We start from the raw sequence: 17,249 nt of genomic DNA, 5'->3' as shown, positions 1-17,249 counted from the left end.
CGCGGGTCGGTCGCGCCCCACTTTGCCACGTGGCAAAGCCGGGCGTCACCCCGAGTTCGCCACCGCGGTCGACTCCCGCACCGCCAGGGTGTGCGCGACCAGCACGTCCTGCGCCGGAGCCCTGCCGGTCGGGTCGCCCAGCCGGGTCAGCAGCCGCCCGACCGCCTCCCGCGCGATGGCGTCCCGGTCCGGGCGGACCGAGCTGAGCGAGGGCGTCAGGTAGCGGGACTCCTCGACGTCGTCGAACCCGATCAGCGCGACGTCCTGCGGCACCCGCACCCCCCGGGACAGGCAGGCCCGCAGCGCCCCCACGGCCAGCAGGTCGGAGAAGCAGAACACCGCGTCGGGCCGGTCCGGGCCGTCGAGCAGGTCGGACATCGCCGCGAACCCCGCCGCCCGGTCGTAGGCGTCGACGTGCCGCAGCAGCCCGGGCTCCGGGGACAGCCCCGCGTCCGCCAGCGCCAGCGCGAAGCCCTCGGCCCGCTGCATCCCGGTCTGCGCGCGCGGACCCGACTGCAACCCGATCGCGCCGACCCGCGACCGCCCGGAGGCCAGCAGGTGCGCCGTCGCCTCCCGCGCCGCGGCGACGTCGTCGATGTGCACGTGGTCGCACGCCGTCCCCGCCGGCCGCTCGCCGAGCAGCACCACCGGCCGGTCCGGGTCGGCGGCCCGCAGGTCCGCCGGGGTCAGCGCCAGCGGGCTCAGCACCACGCCGTCGAACATCGCCCCCCGCGGCCCGCGCAGCAGCTCGCGCTCCCGGTCCGGGTCCCCGTCGGTCTGGTCGACGACCACGGTGAACCCCGCGGCGGTCGCCTCCCGGACGACCGCCCGGGTCAGCTCCGCGAAGTACGGCTGGTCCAGCGCCGGCAGCACCAGGCCGAGCATCCCCGTCCGCCCGGTGCGCAGCGACCGCGCCGCGGCGTTGGTGCGGTACCCGAGGTCGTCGATCGCGGCCTGCACCCGCGCCCGGGTGGCCGGGGCGACGTGCTCGTAGCCGTTCACGACGTTCGACACCGTCCGCGGGGACACGCCCGCGACGCGCGCGACCTCCTGGAGCGTCACCGCACCGCTGCGAACCATGCGGGGCACCCTAGCGGGCGGCCGGAAGGGCTTGCCGGCCGACTGTGCCGGAGCGCTACGGTCCGGCGATGACGACCGGACCTCGACCCCACCCCGTGACAGGGCAGCTCAGCCGCATGCTGTACGTCGACGACTCGGGGAGCGATCGCAGCGGGCTGGTGATCTACGGCTGGGTCGAGGTCGCGCCGGCGGGCTGGGCGCCCGCGCTGCGCGCCTGGCTCGACCTCCGCAAGTCGCTCGTCCACGAGTTCGCGGTCCCGGTCGCCCAGGAGCTGCACTGCACCAAGTACGTCAACGGCAGGTCCCAGATCTCCACCGAACCGCCGGTCCGGTTCCGGCGCAGTGGCGCGGTCCTGTGGAAGGACCTCGGGCGCGCCGTCGCGGTCCGGTGCCTCGAGACGCTGGCGGCGTGCGAGCACCTGCGTGTCGGGGCGGTGTTCCGGCAGGTCGGCGCCCACGCCGGCCGGCGCTACGGGGCGGCGAAGTTCGCCGCGTACGCCGACCTCGTCCACACCCTGGACGACGAGCTCCGCAGGGACGCGACCTACGGGCACGTCACGATGGACGGCGACGACCGGCACTACCGCGATGCGCACCGGAGCCTCAGGCTCGACGAGCGGCACGTGATCGAGGATCCGGTGGCGCACGACAGCAGGCTGTCGCAGTGGACCCAGATGGCCGACCTCGTGGCCTACGCGGCCAACCTCACGCTCGACCGGTACCCCGGCAACGCCTTCGGCTGGGACTGGTACCCGAGGTACCTCGCGCAGCGCGACCCGCACGGCGCCCCGCGCCTGCTAACCCCCCGGACACAGCTAGACCCGCCTGGTCCACGAGAGTGGGGCGGGTCCGCGCGGCCAGCCTAGCCCTCCGCGAGCGTCCCGTCAGCCGCCGACGTGGACCCGCGCGTCCGCGCCCGCGCGCTGCGGCGCGGCGAAGAACGCGACCACCACCGCCCCGACCACCGCGATGCCCGCGGGCAGCAGCAGCGACTGGGCCATCGCGTCGGAGAAGCCGCCCGCGATCGCCTCGGGCAGCGTGCCCGCGGCCTCGGCGGCCGAGGTCGAGCCGGCGGCCTGCGGGCCGAGCTCGGCGACCAGGCGTGCCTGGATCAGGCCGGCGATGGCAGCCGACCCGAGGACGGAACCGATCTGCCGGGTCGTGTTGAACACGCCCGACCCGGCGCCCGCGAGCTCGCGCGGCAGGTTGCGGGTGGCGGTGGAGGAGATCGGCGCCCAGAGGCACGCGTTCGCCACGCCGAGCAGGGCGCTCGGCAGCAGCAGCCGGACCCACCGGTCGGCGTCGGGCGTCAGCCAGAACGTGAACCAGACGAGCGCGACCGCCTGCAGCAGCATCCCTGCCAGCGCGATGGTGCGCGGGTTCGCGGTGTCGACGCGGCGGCCGATCACCGGCGACAGCACCAGCGTCATGACGGCCATCGGCGCGAGCATCAGGGCCGAGCGGGTCGGGGAGAAGCCGAGCACCAGCTGGTAGTAGAAGACCAGCGGCAGCGACATCGACGTGACCGTGAACCCGAGGGCGCTGATCGCGCCGTTCGCGAGCGCGAAGTTCCGGTCGCGGAACAGCCGCAGCGGCAGCAGGGGCTCGCCGCGCATCCGACCCTGGTGCCACACGAACACCGCGAGCACCAGGACGCCCCCGCCGACCAGGCCCCACACGGGCAGCCAGCCGCCGATGAGCCCCCAGTCGTAGGACTCGCCCTCCTGGATGCCGAACACCAGCAGGAACATGCCGACCGCGGACAGCACCACGCCGACGACGTCGAACCGGTGCGGGCGGGTGTCGAGCCGCGGCACGAGCCGCCACGCCAGCACGAACGCGACGACCCCGACCGGCACGTTCACGAAGAAGATCCACTCCCAGCCGAGCCCGTCGACCAGCACGCCGCCGAGGATCGGGCCGACGAGGGTGGCGACGCCGGCGACCGCGCCCCACAGGCTCATCGCCTTGCCGCGGCTGTCCGGCGGGAACAGCCGGGTGATGACCGCCATCGTCTGCGGCGTCATCAGCGCGGCGCCGAGGCCCTGGACGGCGCGGGCGGCGATGAGCATCCCGATGGACGTCGAGAGCCCGCACGCGGCGGACGCGACCGTGAACACCGTCAGGCCCGTCAGGTACACGGGCTTCGGGCCGAACCGGTCGCCGAGGCGGCCGGTGACGAGCAGCGGCGCCGCGTAGGTCAGCAGGTACGCGCTGGTCACCCAGATGACCGCGTCGATGTCGGTCTCGAGGCCGCGCATGATCGCGGGGTTCGCGACGGACACGATGGTCGTGTCGACCAGGATCATGAAGAACCCGACGACCAGCGCCCACAGAGCGGGCCAGGGGCGGACGGTGCTGGACATGCGGGAGCCTCGCAGGGGACGGCACGGGGTGGGGAGGGGCTGCGTGACCTTACGACACCTGTGCGGTACACGAAAGCGGTGGGGTGTGCTCAGGGTGCGCTGAGATCAGCGGTGAGCCGCACCAGGGTCGTCGACCCGAAGGGGGTCGCGGGGAGCGCGGCGGCGTCGGTCTCGCGCCACGCGGTCAGCTGGACCGTCCGCCCCGCCACGAGGCCGACGGCGTCCGCGCCCACCGACCCGTGCCGCCCTGGCGGGGCGACCGTCGTGAGCACGTCCTCGGCGACGCCGCGCAACGCGGTGCCGAGCTCGTCGACGACCTCCTCGGGCAGCGCGGTGACCCGCCAGCACCGGTCACCGGACCCCGCGACGGGGTCCGCGTCGCACGACACGGGGTCGTACCGCGCCGGGAGGTCGACCGCCAGGAGCGCCGACTCGATCTCGGCGCGCTCGCCCGGCCACCGACGCTCGGCTGCGAGCTGCCGGCCGGCCTCCCACCACGAGGGCGCCGCGTAGACCACCGTCCCGACGACGAGCGCGGCGAGGACGAGCGCGGGGACGATCCGACGAGGGGTCACCCGGTCGACATCGGCACGGGCAGATGCCGGGATGAGCGGTCAGTCCCGGGCCAGCAGCTCCGTGACCAGCGGCGGCAGCGCGACCTCGATCGGCTCGCGCACCACCCGCTCCGCGAGGTGGTCGTACGGGGTGGGTTCGGCGTTGACCACGATCAGCTCGGCGCCGGAGTCGACGGCCAGCGCCGCGAGGCTCGCGACGGGCTGGACCGTCAGGGTCGTGCCGACCGCCAGCAGCACGTCACCGTCCTGAGCCGCCGCGATCGCGCGCTCGAGGGCGCGGTCCGGCAGCCGCTCACCGAAGTACACGACGTCGGGCTTGAGCACCCCGCCGCAGACGGTGCACGGCGGGTCGGGCTCGGCGTCGAGCCGCGCGAGCACGGCCCGGGTGGGCTGCCGGTCCCCGCACGCCAGGCACGACGTCGTGCGCAGCGTGCCGTGCAGCTCGACGACGTCGGAGGGGTCGGACCCCGCGGCCTGGTGCAGGCCGTCGAAGTTCTGGGTGAGCAGCGCCTGCAGCCGGTCCGCGGCGGCGAGCTCGACCAGGGCGAGGTGCCCGGCGGACGGCCGGGCGTCCCACGCCGGGTGCGCGCGCCACATCGCCCAGCCGCGACGCCGGACGTCCGGGTCGGCGACGTAGCGGCCGACCTCCAGCAGCTCGGCCTGCTCGGGGTGCCGCGTCCAGGTCCCGGCGGGTCCGCGGAAGTCGGGGATGCCGGAGCCCGTGGAGATCCCGGCGCCGGTGAGCACCGTGACCCGCAGGCCCGGGGCGGGCATGTGCACGGGCCTACCTGCCCCGGCCGCCGCGACCGCCGGACCTGCCGCCGCCGCCCGCCCCGCGCCCGGGGGCCTTGCGTGCGCCGCGGTTCTGCCCGGGGGCACCACCGGCGCGGCGGGGGCCCTTCGGGGGCTCGGACGCCTTCTTCTTCCGCGCGTCCGGCTCGGCCGCCGGCGTCGCGGCCCGTCCTCGGGAGCTGTTCGCGGTCCGGCCCCGGACGATGCCGATCATCTCCTCGACCAGCGGGTCGCCGTCGCGGTCCGCCGGCCAGGCGAGGGCGGCCTGCGAGCCGGGTGCCCCGGTCAGCGGGCGGTAGGTGAGGTCACGCCGGTGGTGCAGCCGCGCGAGCGACTGCGGGACCAGCAGCAGCCCGACACCGGAGGCCACCAGCGCGACGGCCTCCTCGGTGGTCGCGGGCGGCGGGAGCAGCGACGGCTCGCCGGGCGCGTCGGCCCAGCGCAGCACGTCGTCGGCGGGGGTGATCAGGGTCTCCTCGGCCAGGTCGTCCGGGCCGACCTCGGCGAGCGTCGTCAGCTCGTGGTCCTTCGGCAGCACGACGACCGTGGTCTCGGTGTACAGCGGGATCGCGGACACCCGGTCGCGGTCGACGGGCAGCCGCAGCAACGCCGCCTCGGCCCCGCCCGCCGCGAGCACGTCCTGGGCGTCGGCGGCGGGGGCGTGCACCAGCTCGAGCGGCACGTCGGTGACCCGCTCGCGCCAGGTGCGCACCCACGACGCGGGCACGACGCCCGGCACCAGGAGCAGCCGGAACACGGCGCCGTCCGGCGGCCCGTCGACGGCGGCGACGGACGGCTCGGGGGGCGGGCCGGCCAGCTCGGAGGGGTCGGCGGCGGCGGGGTGCTCGGACATCGCGGCCAGCGTAGCCGCGGGGCGCCGGGCGGGTGCCGCGCGGGCGGCGACGCGGGGCGCCCACGGTCCGTATCCTGGTGCGGTGACCTCCGACCCGCAGGACAGCCCCGCCGCCCCGGCCAGCCCCGCCGAGCAGGGCAGCACCACCGAGCAGGCCGGCGCCGCGCCCGCCCGCCGCGCGCGCACCACGCAGACCATGAAGCCCGCGACCGCGGCGGCGAAGCTCGGCGTCTACCTGCCCGCGACGCCCGCGGAGTTCCAGGCCGGCCCGGTGTCCCGCGAGCAGCTCGACGCCCTGCAGCGCACGCCCCCGGAGTGGCTCGCCGAGCTGCGCCGCACCGGACCCCACCCCCGCTCCGTCGTCGCCGCGCGGCTGCGCATCTCGACGTCGGGCCTCGGCCGGGCCGGGCTGACCGACCCGCTGACCACCGAGCAGATCGACGCGATCATCGCCGAGAGCCCCGAGTGGCTCCACCGCGAGCGCGCGACCCAGGCCGAGGTCAAGCGCGAGGAGCAGCGCCTGCGCGAGCGCGACGCCGCCCGCGCCGCCGAGCGCTCCACGCCCCCGGACGCCCCGCGCGCCTGACGCCCCCGCGCCCCTGACGCCCCCGCGAGGGCGTACTCGCCGTTGCGACGGCGTATGAGGCGGGATGCGCCCTCGGCGAGCGGGACCGGCGCGGGTGGTGGCATGGTGCTGACCGATGAGCCCCACCCGCACGGGGCTGCGAACCCTGCACGGAGGCTCCCGCATGACCGCACCGCACGCCGCCACCGGCCGTCCGGCAGCGGGTGGGCGACCCGGCGGGCACCCGGGACGTCCGGGCGGCGGGCACCCCGGCCAGGCCGGCGGGCATCCGCGGCACCCCGGCGGTCACCCCGGTCACCCCGGCGGCGGGCACCCCGGTCGCCCGGGTGCCGGGCCCGTCGGCCCCCCGGTCGTCCCCACCCCGCCGCTGCCGCGGCGCACCGCCGTGCTGCCCGCGCTGCTGACCTGGGTGGTCGCCGCCGGCACGACGACCGTGTACCTGGCGCTCGGCGCGGTGCTCGACGGCGCGCGCACCGGCGCGGGCACCTCGTCGGGCACGGTGGTCGCGCTCGTCCTCGGCGTCGTCGTGATGGCCGCGGCGGCGTTCGCGGGCCCGCGGGTCAGCCTCGCCGCGGTCGGTCCGCGCGAGGCTCAGCGCCGCGACGTGCTGCTGGACCAGGTGTTCCGGCTCGGCGTCGCGTTCCGCACGCAGGAGCGCGCCGGCCGGTTCGTGTCGACGGCGACCGACGGCGTCGAGCGCGCGGCGTCGTACGAGGTGACCTTCCGGTTCCCGATCCTCGCCTCGATGACGGTCCCGGTGATCGCGCTCGTCGCGCTCGGGGCGGTCGTCGACTGGGTGCTCGCGGGCTGGCTCGCGCTGCTGCTCCCGGCGATCCCGCTGCTGGTCGGCGGGTTCCAGAAGGCGTTCCGCGGCGTGTCCGTGCAGTACCGGACGACGGCGCGGCGGTTCGCCGCCCAGTTCCTCGACGCGATCCAGGGCCTGCCGACCTCCACCGCGTACGGCCGCGCCGCCGCGAAGGGCGCCGAGCTCGCCCGCGGTGCCGAGCAGCTGCGCCGGATGGTGATGCGCCTGCTGGCGCGCAACCAGCTGGTGCTGCTGGTCATCGACTCGTCGTTCTCGCTCGCGATGGTCACGGCGGCCGCGGGTCTGGCGATGGCGCGGCTGCGGGACGGGGCGATCACGCCGGGCCAGGCGGTCGCGGTGGTGCTCGTGTCGACGGTGCTGCTCGAGCCGCTCGACCGGGTGGGGTCGTTCTTCTACGTCGGCATGGGCGGCCGCGCCGCGGTGCGGGAGATCGACACCCTGCTCGCGCAGCACGCGGTCGCCGCCGACGCGCCGGGCGTGCGGGTCCCCGCGACGAGCACCCTCGTGGGTCCGCCGGCCGACGCGGCACCCCGGGCCGGTGCCCCGGCGCCCGAGGCCGTCGCGCTGGAGCACGTCTCGTTCGCCTACCCGGGCGGGCGCCCGGTGCTCGACGACGTCTCGTTCGCGGTGCCGCGCGGGGGCCGGGTCGCCCTGATCGGCCCGTCCGGCTCCGGCAAGAGCACGGTCGCCGCGCTGCTGCAGGCCCACCTGCGGCCCGCCTCCGGGCAGGTGCGGGTCGGCGGGCACGACGCCACCACCGTCCCCGTCGCCTGGGTGCGCGCGCAGACCGCCGTCGTCGCGCAGAGCACGTACCTGTTCACCGGCACCCTCGCCGACAACCTCCGGCTCGCCGCGCCCGACGCCGACGACGACCTGCTGTGGTCGGTGCTCGCCGAGGCGAACCTCGCCGACGACGTGCGCGGGTTCCCCGACCGGCTCGCGACCCGGGTCGGCGAGCGCGGCCTGTCGCTGTCCGGTGGCCAGGCCCAGCGGCTCGCGGTCGCCCGGGCGCTGCTGAAGGACGCGCCCGTGCTGCTGCTGGACGAGCCCACCAGCCAGGTCGACGCCGCGTCCGAGCGGGCCCTGGTCGAGGCGCTGGACCGCGCCGGCGAGGGCCGCACCGTGGTGGTCGTCGCGCACCGGCTGAGCACGGTCCGCCGGGTGGACGAGGTGCTGGTGCTCGCGGAGGGCCGCATCGTCGAGCAGGGTCCGCCCGACCGGCTCGGCGCGCTCGACTCGTACTACGCCCGCGCGCTGGACCTGTCCGGCACCGCCCAGGAGGTCACGCCGTGAGCACCGCCACCGCCCGCCCCCCGGCGACCCCGACCTCGACCGCCACCCCGCTCAGCCGCACGGCCGTCTCCCGCCGGCTCGTGCGGTTCGGCCGCCCGGTCCTCGCACCGCTCGCCGCGTCGCTGGTCTGCCGGGTGCTGGCCCAGCTGCTCGGCATCGGCCTGCTCGGCGTCAGCGCCTGGGGCGTCGCGCGGGTCGCCCAGGACCCGGACGCCGCCGTCGCCCCGGTGGTGTGGACGCTGGTCGTGATGTCGCTGGCCAAGGGCGTGCTGCGCTACCTCGAGCAGTTCGCGGGGCACGGCGTGGCGTTCCGGGCGCTCGCCCTGCTGCGGGTCGACTTCTACGACCGGCTGGCCCCGCAGTCGCCGGCGGGCGTGCTGTCCCGGCGCACCGGCGACCTGGTGAACCGCGCGACCAAGGACGTCGACCGCGTCGAGGTGTTCTTCGCGCACACCCTCGTGCCCGCGGTGACGGCCATGGTCGTGCCGGTGGTGGTGCTCGTCGTGCTCGCCGTCGGCTACGACCCGGTGCTCGCGCTGGTCCTGCTGCCGTTCCTGGTCCTCGTCGGCGCGGTCGTGCCCGGCTGGGGCCGCACCCCCAGCGCCGCCGCCGCGACCCGCGTCCGCGCCACCCGCGGCCGCGTCGCCCAGCTCGTCACCGAGTCGCTGCAGGGCGTCCGCGAGGTCCTGGCGTTCGGCGCGGCCGACCGCCGCCGCGCCGACGCCCGGGCGCTCGCCGAGGACGTCGACGCCGGTCTCGGCACGCTCGCGACCTGGACCGCGCGCCGCCGGGCGGCGAACGGCGTGCTGCTGGTCGGTGCCGTGGTGACGGTCGCGCTGGTCGGTGCCGGCCGCGTCTCCGCGGGTGCGCTGGCCTGGGGCGACTACGCGGTGGCGGTCGTGCTCGCGCTGGCGGTGTTCACCCCCGTCCTGGCCGTCGAGGGCGTCGCCCCCGACCTGGAGCAGGCGTTCGCGTCCGCCCGCCGGATCTGGCGGATCACCGACGCCGCCCCCGCCACCACCTCGCCCGCGCACCCGGTGCCGCTGCCCGACGGGCCGCTCGACATCCGGTTCGAGGGCGTCGCGTTCACCTACCCGCAGGTGGAGGTCGACCCCGACGACCCCGCTGCCGTCGCGCTCGCCGGCGGCAGCGCCCCCGAGCGCCGCCCGGTGCTCACCGGCCTGGACCTGCACGTGCCGGCGGGGGAGACCACCGCGGTCGTCGGCGCCTCCGGCTCCGGGAAGTCGACGCTGGTCAACCTGCTGACCCGCGCGTGGGACCCCGACGCCGGCCGGGTGCTGCTGGGCGGGGTGGACGTCCGCGACGTGTCGCTCGACGAGCTGCGCCGGCACGTGGCCGTCGTGTCGCAGACGACCTACCTGTTCAACGACACCCTCGCCGCCAACCTCCGCCTCGCCGCGCCCGACGCGACCGACGAGCAGCTCGTCGAGGCCTGCCGTCGCGCCGCGCTGCACGACGCGGTCGTGGCGATGCCCGACGGCTACGAGACCCGGGTCGGCGAGATGGGGGAGCGGCTGTCCGGCGGTCAGCGGCAGCGGGTCGCGATCGCCCGCGCGCTGCTCCTGGACGCGCCCGTGCTGGTGCTCGACGAGGCGACCAGCCAGCTCGACGTCGCCACCGAGGCCGAGATCCAGGACGCCCTGGCCGAGGCCGCCCGCGGCCGCACGGTCCTGGTCATCGCCCACCGCCCGGGCGCCGTCCGCACCGCCGACCGCGTCGTCCGCCTCCCGCCCCGGGCCTGACCCGCACCCCGCACCCTCGCGCGCGCCGGCGACGAGAGGTCACGACACGCTGGGCGGCGCCCCGGTGCGCCAGCGTGTCGTGACCTCTCGTCGGCCGGGTGGGCGCCGGGGAGGGGGGGCGGGGAGGGTGCGGGAGTCGGGCGGGTCAGCGGGTGCGGGTGGCGACGAGGTCGTGGACCGGGCGGCCGGCGTCGAGGGCGCGGCGCTCGAACTTGGTGACCGGGCGGTGCGCGGGGCGCGGGGCGTACCCGGGGTGCGCGTTGGCCAGGCCCTCGTCGGCGGTCACGACCTCGAGCATCTGCTCCGCGTAGGGCGCCCAGTCGGTGGCGAGGTGCAGGGTGCCGCCGAGCACGAGCCGGCTGCGCAGCAGCGCGACGTGGGCCGGGGCGATGATGCGCCGCTTGTGGTGGCGGGCCTTGGGCCACGGGTCGGGGAAGAACACGTGCACCGCGTCGAGCGAGTCGGGGGCGACGACCCGGCGCACCAGGTCGAGGGCGTCGCCGTGCGCGACGCGGACGTTGGTCAGCCCGCGGTCCTCGACGAGGGTCAGCAGGTGCGCGATGCCGGGCAGGTGCGCCTCGACGGCGAGGTAGTCGCGGGCGGGGTCGGCGGCGGCCATCTCGGCGGTCGCGTCGCCCATGCCGGAGCCGATCTCGAGCACCACCGGCGCCGTGCGGCCGAACAGCCGCGCGGCGTCGAGCGTCCCGTCGGGCCCGGTCGGCGCGAGGCCGAGGTCCGGGTCGTGCACCGAGAACCCGAGCGCGGGCCACAGCCGGTCGAGGGCGTCGCCGCGGCGGGCACCGAGGGTCGCGCGGCGGGGGTGGAACGTGCGGACGGACTCGCCGGTCGCCTTGGAGGCGTGCCGGAACGCGTCGCCGGGCCGGGCGGGGTGGTCGTCGGGTGCGGGCACGGCGTCGAGGGTAGTCGCGCGCCGCAGCCGCACCGGCGCCGCACCCGCACCGGCGCCGGGCCCGCATCAGCGCGGTCAGGGTGCCGCGGGGGTGCTGGCCTCGTCGGTCGACATCAGCCAGAAGCGCTCCCCGAACGGCCCGACCACCCACGCGAGCCGGCCGTAGGTGCTGTCCTGCGGGGCGAGGGCCACCGCACCGCCCAGCCGCTCGGCCGCCGCGGTGGTCGCGTCGGTGTCCGCCACGCCGAAGTAGACCTGCCAGCCGGGGGCGTCGTCCCAGGCGCCGATCCCGCCGACGGCCCGGTCGCCGCGCTGCAGCGTCGCGTAGTCGAAGCCCGGGGCGCTCATGTCCTCGGGCGTCAGCCCGAACGTGCCGGTGTAGAAGTCGCGGGCGCGGGTCCAGTCGCTCGACATGTGCTCGTTCCAGATCATCGTGCCGGGCTCGTTCACGACCTCGGCGCCCAGCGACGTGCCGGCCTGCCAGAGCGCGAACGGCACCCCGACCGGGTCGGCGAGCACCGCCATCCGCCCGAAGCCCATGACGTCCACCGGCCCGGCGAGGGCGACGGCACCGGCCGTGGTCGCGCGCGCGGCGGTCGCGGTCGTGTCGGCGGCGGCGAGGAACGTCAGCCACGACACGGGCGCGGTCGAGTCGGGCCGGTACCCGTTGAGCGCGGCGACGCGCCGCCCGCCGACCAGGCCCTCGCTGTAGTAGCCCGTCTCCGCGGACCCGATCGCGAACTCCCACCCGAGCAGCTCGCCGTAGAACCGGCGGCCGCGCTCCAGGTCGGGGACCGCGAGCTCCGCCCAGCAGGGCGTCCCCTCGTCCCAGGGCTCCTCGCGCACGCTCATGGTCGTCCCCCTCGCGTCGGTGCGGGTGCGCGGGCGCGAGCCGCCCGCAGCCCCATCAGACCACCGACCCCCGACACGCGGAAGGGGCGCCCCGGCAGTCCGGCGCCCCCTCCGCGCGCCGTGCTGCCGGGACGCCCCCGACCGTGGCCGCCTGTCAGGCGGCGGTGCGACCCAGCCCGGCGAACTGCCAGCCGGCGTCGCGCCAACGCGCGGGGTCGAGCCGGCCGCGCGCGTCGACCACCCGGGCGTGGGTGGCCAGCGGGGCCAGCTTCTCGGCGTCCGCGTTCGCGAACTCGTCCCACTCGGTGAGCACGAGCACGACGTCGGTGCCCTCGACGGCCTCCTCGATGGAGGTCGCGTAGGACAGCGTCGGGAACGAGCGGCGGGCGGTGTCGCCGGCCTCCGGGTCGAAGACGGTGACCTGGGCGCCGCGCAGGTGCAGCGCCGCCGCGACGTTGAGCGCCGGCGAGTCGCGGACGTCGTCGGTGTCCGGCTTGAAGGCCGCCCCGAGGACGCCGATCCGGCGGTTCAGCACGGAGCCGCCGCAGGCCTCGACCGCCATGTCCAGCACGCGCTCGCGCTGGCCCATGTTGATCTCGTCGACCTGCTGGAGCAGCGCCGAGGCCCGGTAGGCGCCGAGCTCGTTGGCGCGGTGCATGAGCGCGCGGATGTCCTTCGGGAGGCAGCCGCCGCCGAACCCGAGGCCGGCGTTGAGGAACTGGCGGCCGATCCGCACGTCGTGCCCGAGGGCGTCGGCGAGGACGGTGACGTCGGCGCCGGCGGCCTCGCACACGGTGGAGATCGCGTTGATGAACGAGATCTTCGTGGCGAGGAACGCGTTGGCGCTGACCTTGACGAGCTCGGCGGTGGGCAGGTCGCAGACGACGACCGGGGTGCCCTCGGCGATCGGGCCGGCGTAGACCTCGCGGAGCGTCGCCTCGGCCTGGGCGCTGGTGCCGCCGAGCACGATGCGGTCGGGGTGCAGCGTGTCGTCGACGGCCTTGCCCTCGCGCAGGAACTCGGGGTTCCAGACCAGCTCGGCGGAGCGGCCCGCGGGGAGCTCGGCGGCGATCAGGGTGCGCAGCCGCGCGGCGGTGCCGACCGGGACGGTCGACTTGCCGACGATCAGCGCGTCCTTGGTGATGTTGCGGGCGATGGTGGTCGCCGCGGACTCCACGTACGCCAGGTTCGCGGCGTGGCTGGTCTTCATCTGCGGCGTGCCGACGCAGATGAAGTGCACGTCGCCGAACCGTGCGGCCTCCTCGAGGTCCGAGGTGAACCGCAGCCGGCCGGTGGCGAGGTGCTTCTCGAGCAGCGGGTCGAGCCCGGGCTCGTAGAACGGCACCTTGCCGGCGGCGAGGGCGTCGACCTTGCCCTGGTCGGTGTCGGCGCCGAGGACCTCGAAGCCGAGCTCGGCCATCGCGACCGCGTGGGTCGCACCGAGGTAGCCGGTGCCGAAGACGCTGATCTTCGGCGCGCCGTCGCGGGCGCCGCCGCCGGTCGTCTCGTCGGCGGTGAGGTCGTCGGTGGCCAGGGTCTCGGCGGCCAGGGTGGCGGCGGAGAGGGACGCGTCGTTCATGGCAGTGCTCCTCACGGTGGTGCGCGGGTGGCGGGGAGTGCGGGTCCGGCGGTTCACGGTGCGGCCGTCGGGGTCGGGGTGGGCGTCGCGCTCGGCGTGGCCGAGGGGGCGGGCGACGCCGTGGGTGCGGGCGACGCGGTCGGTGCGGGCGCCGTGGTCGGAGCCGGGCTGGGTGCCGGTGCCGGTGCGGGTTCCGGCGCGAGAGCCTGCGCGGGCGCCTGCTGCTCGGCCCCGGACCCGGTTCCGGGCGGCGCGGTCAGCAGCGTGCCGCCGAAGTTGCGGGCCGGGTCGGCGAGACCGGTGCGGAACGCCTCGAGGCTGTTGGCCCGCGAGTCGACCCGCCAGTCGTTGGTGACGAGCTGGCCGCCGGAGTAGGTGGTGATCGCGAGGTTGAACCAGGCGAACCCGATGACGTCGTCGTTCGCCCCGGGGTCGAAGCCCTGGAAGAACGACCGGACCCACTGCGGCTTCGTGCCGCCGACCTCGGAGGCCGCGACCTCGGCGAGCAGGATCTTCTTGTCCGTGATCGCCCGCAGCTGGTCGAGCGTGCGGTCGTACGTGTAGGAGAACGTCGCGTCGTTGTCGGCCTTGTAGGGCGGACGCTGGTATCCCGAGACGCCGACCCAGTCGACGTACGCGTCGCCGGGGTAGAGGGCCGCGAGGTGGTCCTGGCCCTGGTGCACGGCCGGGAGGTTGTTGATGATGTTCGGGGCCCAGACCCAGATCACGTACTGGTTGGCGCCGTTGGCCTCGAAGATGTCGTGGACGTGCCGCCACATCGTCACGTAGTCGCCCACGCCGTTGCCGTTGATCGGGGCGCCGGACGACGTCTGCTCGGCCCAGGGGTACCAGACGCCGTTCATCTCGTGGTCGAGGCGGATCGCGAGCGGCAGGCCGGTGGTCGCGATGTCCTGGGCGTACTGCGTGAGGTAGGCGTCGAAGTCGCCCGCGATGATCTTCGGCAGGCTGTACGCCGGCTCGTCGACGACGTCGTTCTTGGACGCGATCGGGCGGGACTCCCAGGTGAGCATCGGCAGCATGTCGCGCTGCCAGGCCCGGGTCACGGCGTTCGCGCGGTAGGGCTCGTCCCAGCCGCCGAAGTAGCCGACCAGGCTCTGCTGCCGGCCGACGTCCTGGGCGGCGTCGTCGAACGTGGCCCAGTTGAACGGCGCCTGCTCGGTGTACATCCCGAAGTAGCGCTGGCTCGGGTCCAGCAGCTCCGCCTTGGACGGCGCCGTGGGGGCGACCGGCTCGGCGGGGGTCGTCGGGTTCTCGGGTCGGGGGTTGCTCGGGTTCGCCGCGCCGGCACCGGTGGTGGGCGCCTTGGCGCCGCTGGTGCCCTTGCCGGACGAGCTCGTGCTCTTCCTGGCCGAGGACCGGCCCGAGGACTGCGAGGAGCCGGAGCCGGCCTGCGCCTGCTGGGCGGCCTCGGCGTCGCGCTGGGCCTGGGCGGCGGCGCGCGCCTCCTCGCCCTTCTTGCGGGCGGCCTGCTCGTCGGACAGGACGTCGCGCAGCGCGTCGGCCTGGGAGCGGCTGGTCTCGAGCTGCGCCTCGAGCTCGGCGTTGCGGGCCCGGGAGCGAGCTCCGCGGCGGTGGGCTCGTCGGCCTGGGCGTTGACGATCGAGGACACGGCGGGCGTGTTCCACACGACGAGCGTGATGGCGAGCAGGGCGATGGCGATGGTGGCCGTGGCGATGCGGGCGCGGACGGTCATCCGGCCCATCGTCGGGGCCCACCAGGCCTTGCCGTGGGGGTGCTGGGCGTCAGACATAGAGCAGGGCCTCCAGGGCGAACAGGATCACGGCGATCCCGTAGGGGATGGCGGCGAGCGGGTTGAGCCGTCGGCGGGCGGGTGCGGGGGCGGCGGCGCGGGCCTGCCGCCGGGACGCCTCGGCCGCGGGGGCGGTGCCGGGCTGCGCGGCGGTGGTGGCGTGCCACGCGGGTCCGGCGGCCGGGGACGTCCCGGCCTCGGCGTGCAGGGCCGGGGCGCCGACGGGCACCGGGGTGCCGTGGTCGCCGCCGTCGTCCGCCGCGTGGTCGCGCTGCGTCGGGAACCCGCCGGAGCGCGCGTCGCGGTCGACGACGTCGACGGGCGCCGGGCGGGACATCAGGTCGAGCTCGGCCTCGAGCGAGGCCGACTCGGCGTCGTCGCTCTGGCCCGGGTCACCGCCGGCGTAGGCACCGGCGCGGGTGCCCCAGCCGGAGGCGTGCGCCATGCGGAGGAACCCGAGCAGGCGGACCGGCATCAGGAAGAACGTCGAGACGATGATGAAGATCGGCAGCCGGAAGAAGTCGCTGGGGACCTCCTGCAGGTGCCGGATCTGCCGGATCGCCATCGAGAGCACGGACGACACGACCATGAGCGCGATCACCCAGAACCAGCCGGCCTGGGCCCCGTAGGTCTCGAGCATCGCCTCGTAGAGGTTGACGCCGGTGCCGGTGACGGACCGGTAGACCCAGCCGGCGATCGTCCCGACCAGCAGGAACGGCAGGATGATGTCGGCCAGGAAGAAGATCGACAGCACCGGGGCGTGGCCGAGCATCCAGGGCAGCATCCGCAGGGTGTTGTACTGCGAGCCGCGCGCCCAGCGGAGCTGCTGCTTGAACAGCTTCTTCACCTGCAGCGGGGCGTCCGTGTAGACCAGGCTGGTGTGCTGGTAGACCGTCCGGTACCCCTGCTTGAGGGTGAGGTTGGTCAGCGTCCGGTCGTCGGAGACCTCGAGGAACACGCCCATGAACCGCTGGGTCATGAAGTCGTGCATGACGTCGATGAGGATGTGCCGCCGGAAGGCGATGGTGCGCCCGGGGAGGCAGCCCACCTGGCCGAGGACGGACTGCGCGGGCATCGAGTAGAGCGAGCGCGAGTTCTCCAGCCAGTCCGCCCAGCGGGTGATCCAGGAGCGCGAGGGCTCGAGGATGCGCTGGCGGGTGGTGACGCCGCCGACGTTCGAGTCCTTGAACGGCTTGATGAGCTCCGAGAGCGTGCCCGGCGTCCACACCGTGTCGGAGTCGAGCAGCACGGTGACGTCGTACTTCGAGAAGCTCGGTGCCGATCTTCACCGCGTTCCGCTTGCCGGGGATCGGGGTGTGCACCCAGCGGACCAGCGGCGCGAACTCGTCGCACACCGCCTCGAGGTCGGGGTTGCGGGCGCCGTTGATGACGACGATGACCTCGTCGGGGTGCTGCTCGGTGACCCGGGTGAGCACGTCGCGGAACAGGTCGAGCGGCTCGTCGACGACGGGGACGATGACGCTGGTGGTCTCGTGGTGCTCGGCGACCCAGGGGCGGTACCGCCGCGACAGGACGACCTTGAGGATCCACAGGGCCCAGACGAGCCCGGAGAAGACGGTGAAGAGGTACAGCTCGGCGTGGTCGTCGAGCATGTGCCGGATCTGCAGGATGAAGATGAACATCGCTCACCTCGGCGCGGGTCGTGTCGGAAGAGCCGGCGGCGACGGTGACGCGGCAAGGAGGGGGCAACGCGGGTGGGGCGGTGGGCGGTGTCCGTCCGAGCTGGCTGCTCGAGGGTCCGTCCGTTGTGACTCGGCGGGCGGGCGGCTGTTGACTGAGGGTCACCCGTTCGAGCGGATGGAGGGTCCGGTCGGGGGCTTCCTGTGAGCCGGATGTGATCCCGGCGGGAGTGGTCCAAGAGTGTTGGGCGGGGCTGGCGCAGCGCAACTCCCTTCGGGCGAATCGGACACGTTTTGTGAGATGGATCACGTCTGCGTGGTCCGGATTGCCGTAAATGTCCAGATCACAGTCGTGCAAGTCGG

The 17,249-nt window shown here is 75.5% G+C and carries 13 protein-coding genes and 1 pseudogene; 4 read left to right on the top strand and 10 right to left on the bottom strand.

The genetic code is table 11. The features are described 5' to 3' along the window. Nucleotides 1-45: 45 nt before the first annotated feature. The gene (locus AC1VL8_RS02555; RefSeq protein WP_483074009.1) at nt 46-1,080 is read right to left on the bottom strand and encodes a LacI family DNA-binding transcriptional regulator; all 1,035 of its coding nucleotides are present in this window, start codon (nt 1,078-1,080) and stop codon (nt 46-48) included. A gap of 68 nt (nt 1,081-1,148) precedes the next feature. On the opposite strand from AC1VL8_RS02555, the gene AC1VL8_RS02550 reads away from it, so the two are divergent. Continuing rightward, nucleotides 1,149-1,946, top strand: a complete 798-nt coding sequence (locus AC1VL8_RS02550; protein WP_483074008.1) for a DUF3800 domain-containing protein — start codon at nt 1,149-1,151, stop codon at nt 1,944-1,946. A gap of 18 nt (nt 1,947-1,964) precedes the next feature. Here the strand turns inward: AC1VL8_RS02550 and AC1VL8_RS02545 are convergent, their stop codons facing one another. The 4 genes from AC1VL8_RS02545 to AC1VL8_RS02530 all read right to left on the bottom strand — a co-directional run bounded on the left by AC1VL8_RS02545 (nt 1,965) and on the right by AC1VL8_RS02530 (nt 5,666). After that, the gene (locus AC1VL8_RS02545; RefSeq protein ID WP_483074007.1) at nt 1,965-3,446 is read right to left on the bottom strand and encodes a DHA2 family efflux MFS transporter permease subunit; all 1,482 of its coding nucleotides are present in this window, start codon (nt 3,444-3,446) and stop codon (nt 1,965-1,967) included. An 89-nt stretch (nt 3,447-3,535) separates the two neighbouring features. Then, complete coding sequence (locus tag AC1VL8_RS02540; RefSeq protein ID WP_389231951.1) at nt 3,536-4,021, bottom strand: hypothetical protein; 486 nt, start codon at nt 4,019-4,021, stop codon at nt 3,536-3,538. A gap of 39 nt (nt 4,022-4,060) precedes the next feature. Then, nucleotides 4,061-4,795 carry an SIR2 family NAD-dependent protein deacylase gene (locus tag AC1VL8_RS02535; RefSeq protein ID WP_483074006.1) on the bottom strand — a complete coding sequence of 245 codons (735 nt, stop codon included), beginning with the start codon at nt 4,793-4,795 and terminating at the stop codon, nt 4,061-4,063. A 10-nt stretch (nt 4,796-4,805) separates the two neighbouring features. After that, nucleotides 4,806-5,666, bottom strand: a complete 861-nt coding sequence (locus AC1VL8_RS02530; protein ID WP_483074005.1) for a LysR substrate-binding domain-containing protein — start codon at nt 5,664-5,666, stop codon at nt 4,806-4,808. Nucleotides 5,667-5,862: 196 nt separating this feature from the next. Between AC1VL8_RS02530 and AC1VL8_RS02525 the strand changes: the two genes are divergently transcribed. The 3 genes from AC1VL8_RS02525 (at nt 5,863) to cydC (ending at nt 10,134) form a co-directional block, all read left to right on the top strand. Beyond that, nucleotides 5,863-6,252 (top strand): DUF5997 family protein, encoded by a 390-nt coding sequence (locus AC1VL8_RS02525; protein ID WP_483076174.1) that lies wholly within the window; start codon nt 5,863-5,865, stop codon nt 6,250-6,252. 163 nt (nt 6,253-6,415) lie between these two features. Beyond that, nucleotides 6,416-8,371, top strand: a complete 1,956-nt coding sequence (locus AC1VL8_RS02520) for an ABC transporter ATP-binding protein/permease (RefSeq protein ID WP_483074004.1) — start codon at nt 6,416-6,418, stop codon at nt 8,369-8,371. Next, a complete protein-coding gene (gene cydC, locus AC1VL8_RS02515) occupies nt 8,368-10,134 on the top strand; it encodes a thiol reductant ABC exporter subunit CydC (RefSeq protein WP_483074003.1) in 1,767 nt (588 codons plus the stop codon). The genes AC1VL8_RS02520 and cydC overlap by 4 nt, the downstream gene beginning before the upstream one ends. A 145-nt stretch (nt 10,135-10,279) precedes the next feature. Here cydC and trmB read toward each other — a convergent pair whose 3' ends face one another. The 5 genes and pseudogenes from trmB to AC1VL8_RS02490 form a co-directional block, all read right to left on the bottom strand. After that, nucleotides 10,280-11,044 carry a tRNA (guanosine(46)-N7)-methyltransferase TrmB gene (trmB, locus tag AC1VL8_RS02510; protein WP_483074002.1) on the bottom strand — a complete coding sequence of 255 codons (765 nt, stop codon included), beginning with the start codon at nt 11,042-11,044 and terminating at the stop codon, nt 10,280-10,282. A 75-nt stretch (nt 11,045-11,119) separates the two neighbouring features. After that, nucleotides 11,120-11,896 (bottom strand): VOC family protein, encoded by a 777-nt coding sequence (locus AC1VL8_RS02505; protein WP_483074001.1) that lies wholly within the window; start codon nt 11,894-11,896, stop codon nt 11,120-11,122. 154 nt (nt 11,897-12,050) lie between these two features. Further along, nucleotides 12,051-13,316: a UDP-glucose dehydrogenase family protein gene (locus AC1VL8_RS02500; protein ID WP_483076173.1), complete on the bottom strand. Its 1,266-nt coding sequence runs from the start codon at nt 13,314-13,316 to the stop codon at nt 12,051-12,053. Between the two features lie 212 nt (nt 13,317-13,528). After that, entirely contained in the window at nt 13,529-15,121 is a 1,593-nt protein-coding gene (locus AC1VL8_RS02495) for a glycoside hydrolase family 26 protein (protein ID WP_483074000.1), read from the bottom strand. Nucleotides 15,122-15,238: 117 nt separating this feature from the next. Continuing rightward, nucleotides 15,239-16,889, bottom strand: a pseudogene (locus AC1VL8_RS02490) (glycosyltransferase family 2 protein). Nucleotides 16,890-17,249: the final 360 nt, after the last annotated feature.

It is taken from the genome of Cellulomonas sp. KU4C (assembly GCF_056868065.1).
Note: the sequence above shows the minus strand (reverse complement) of the source record. Positions and strands in the feature narration are given on the sequence as shown.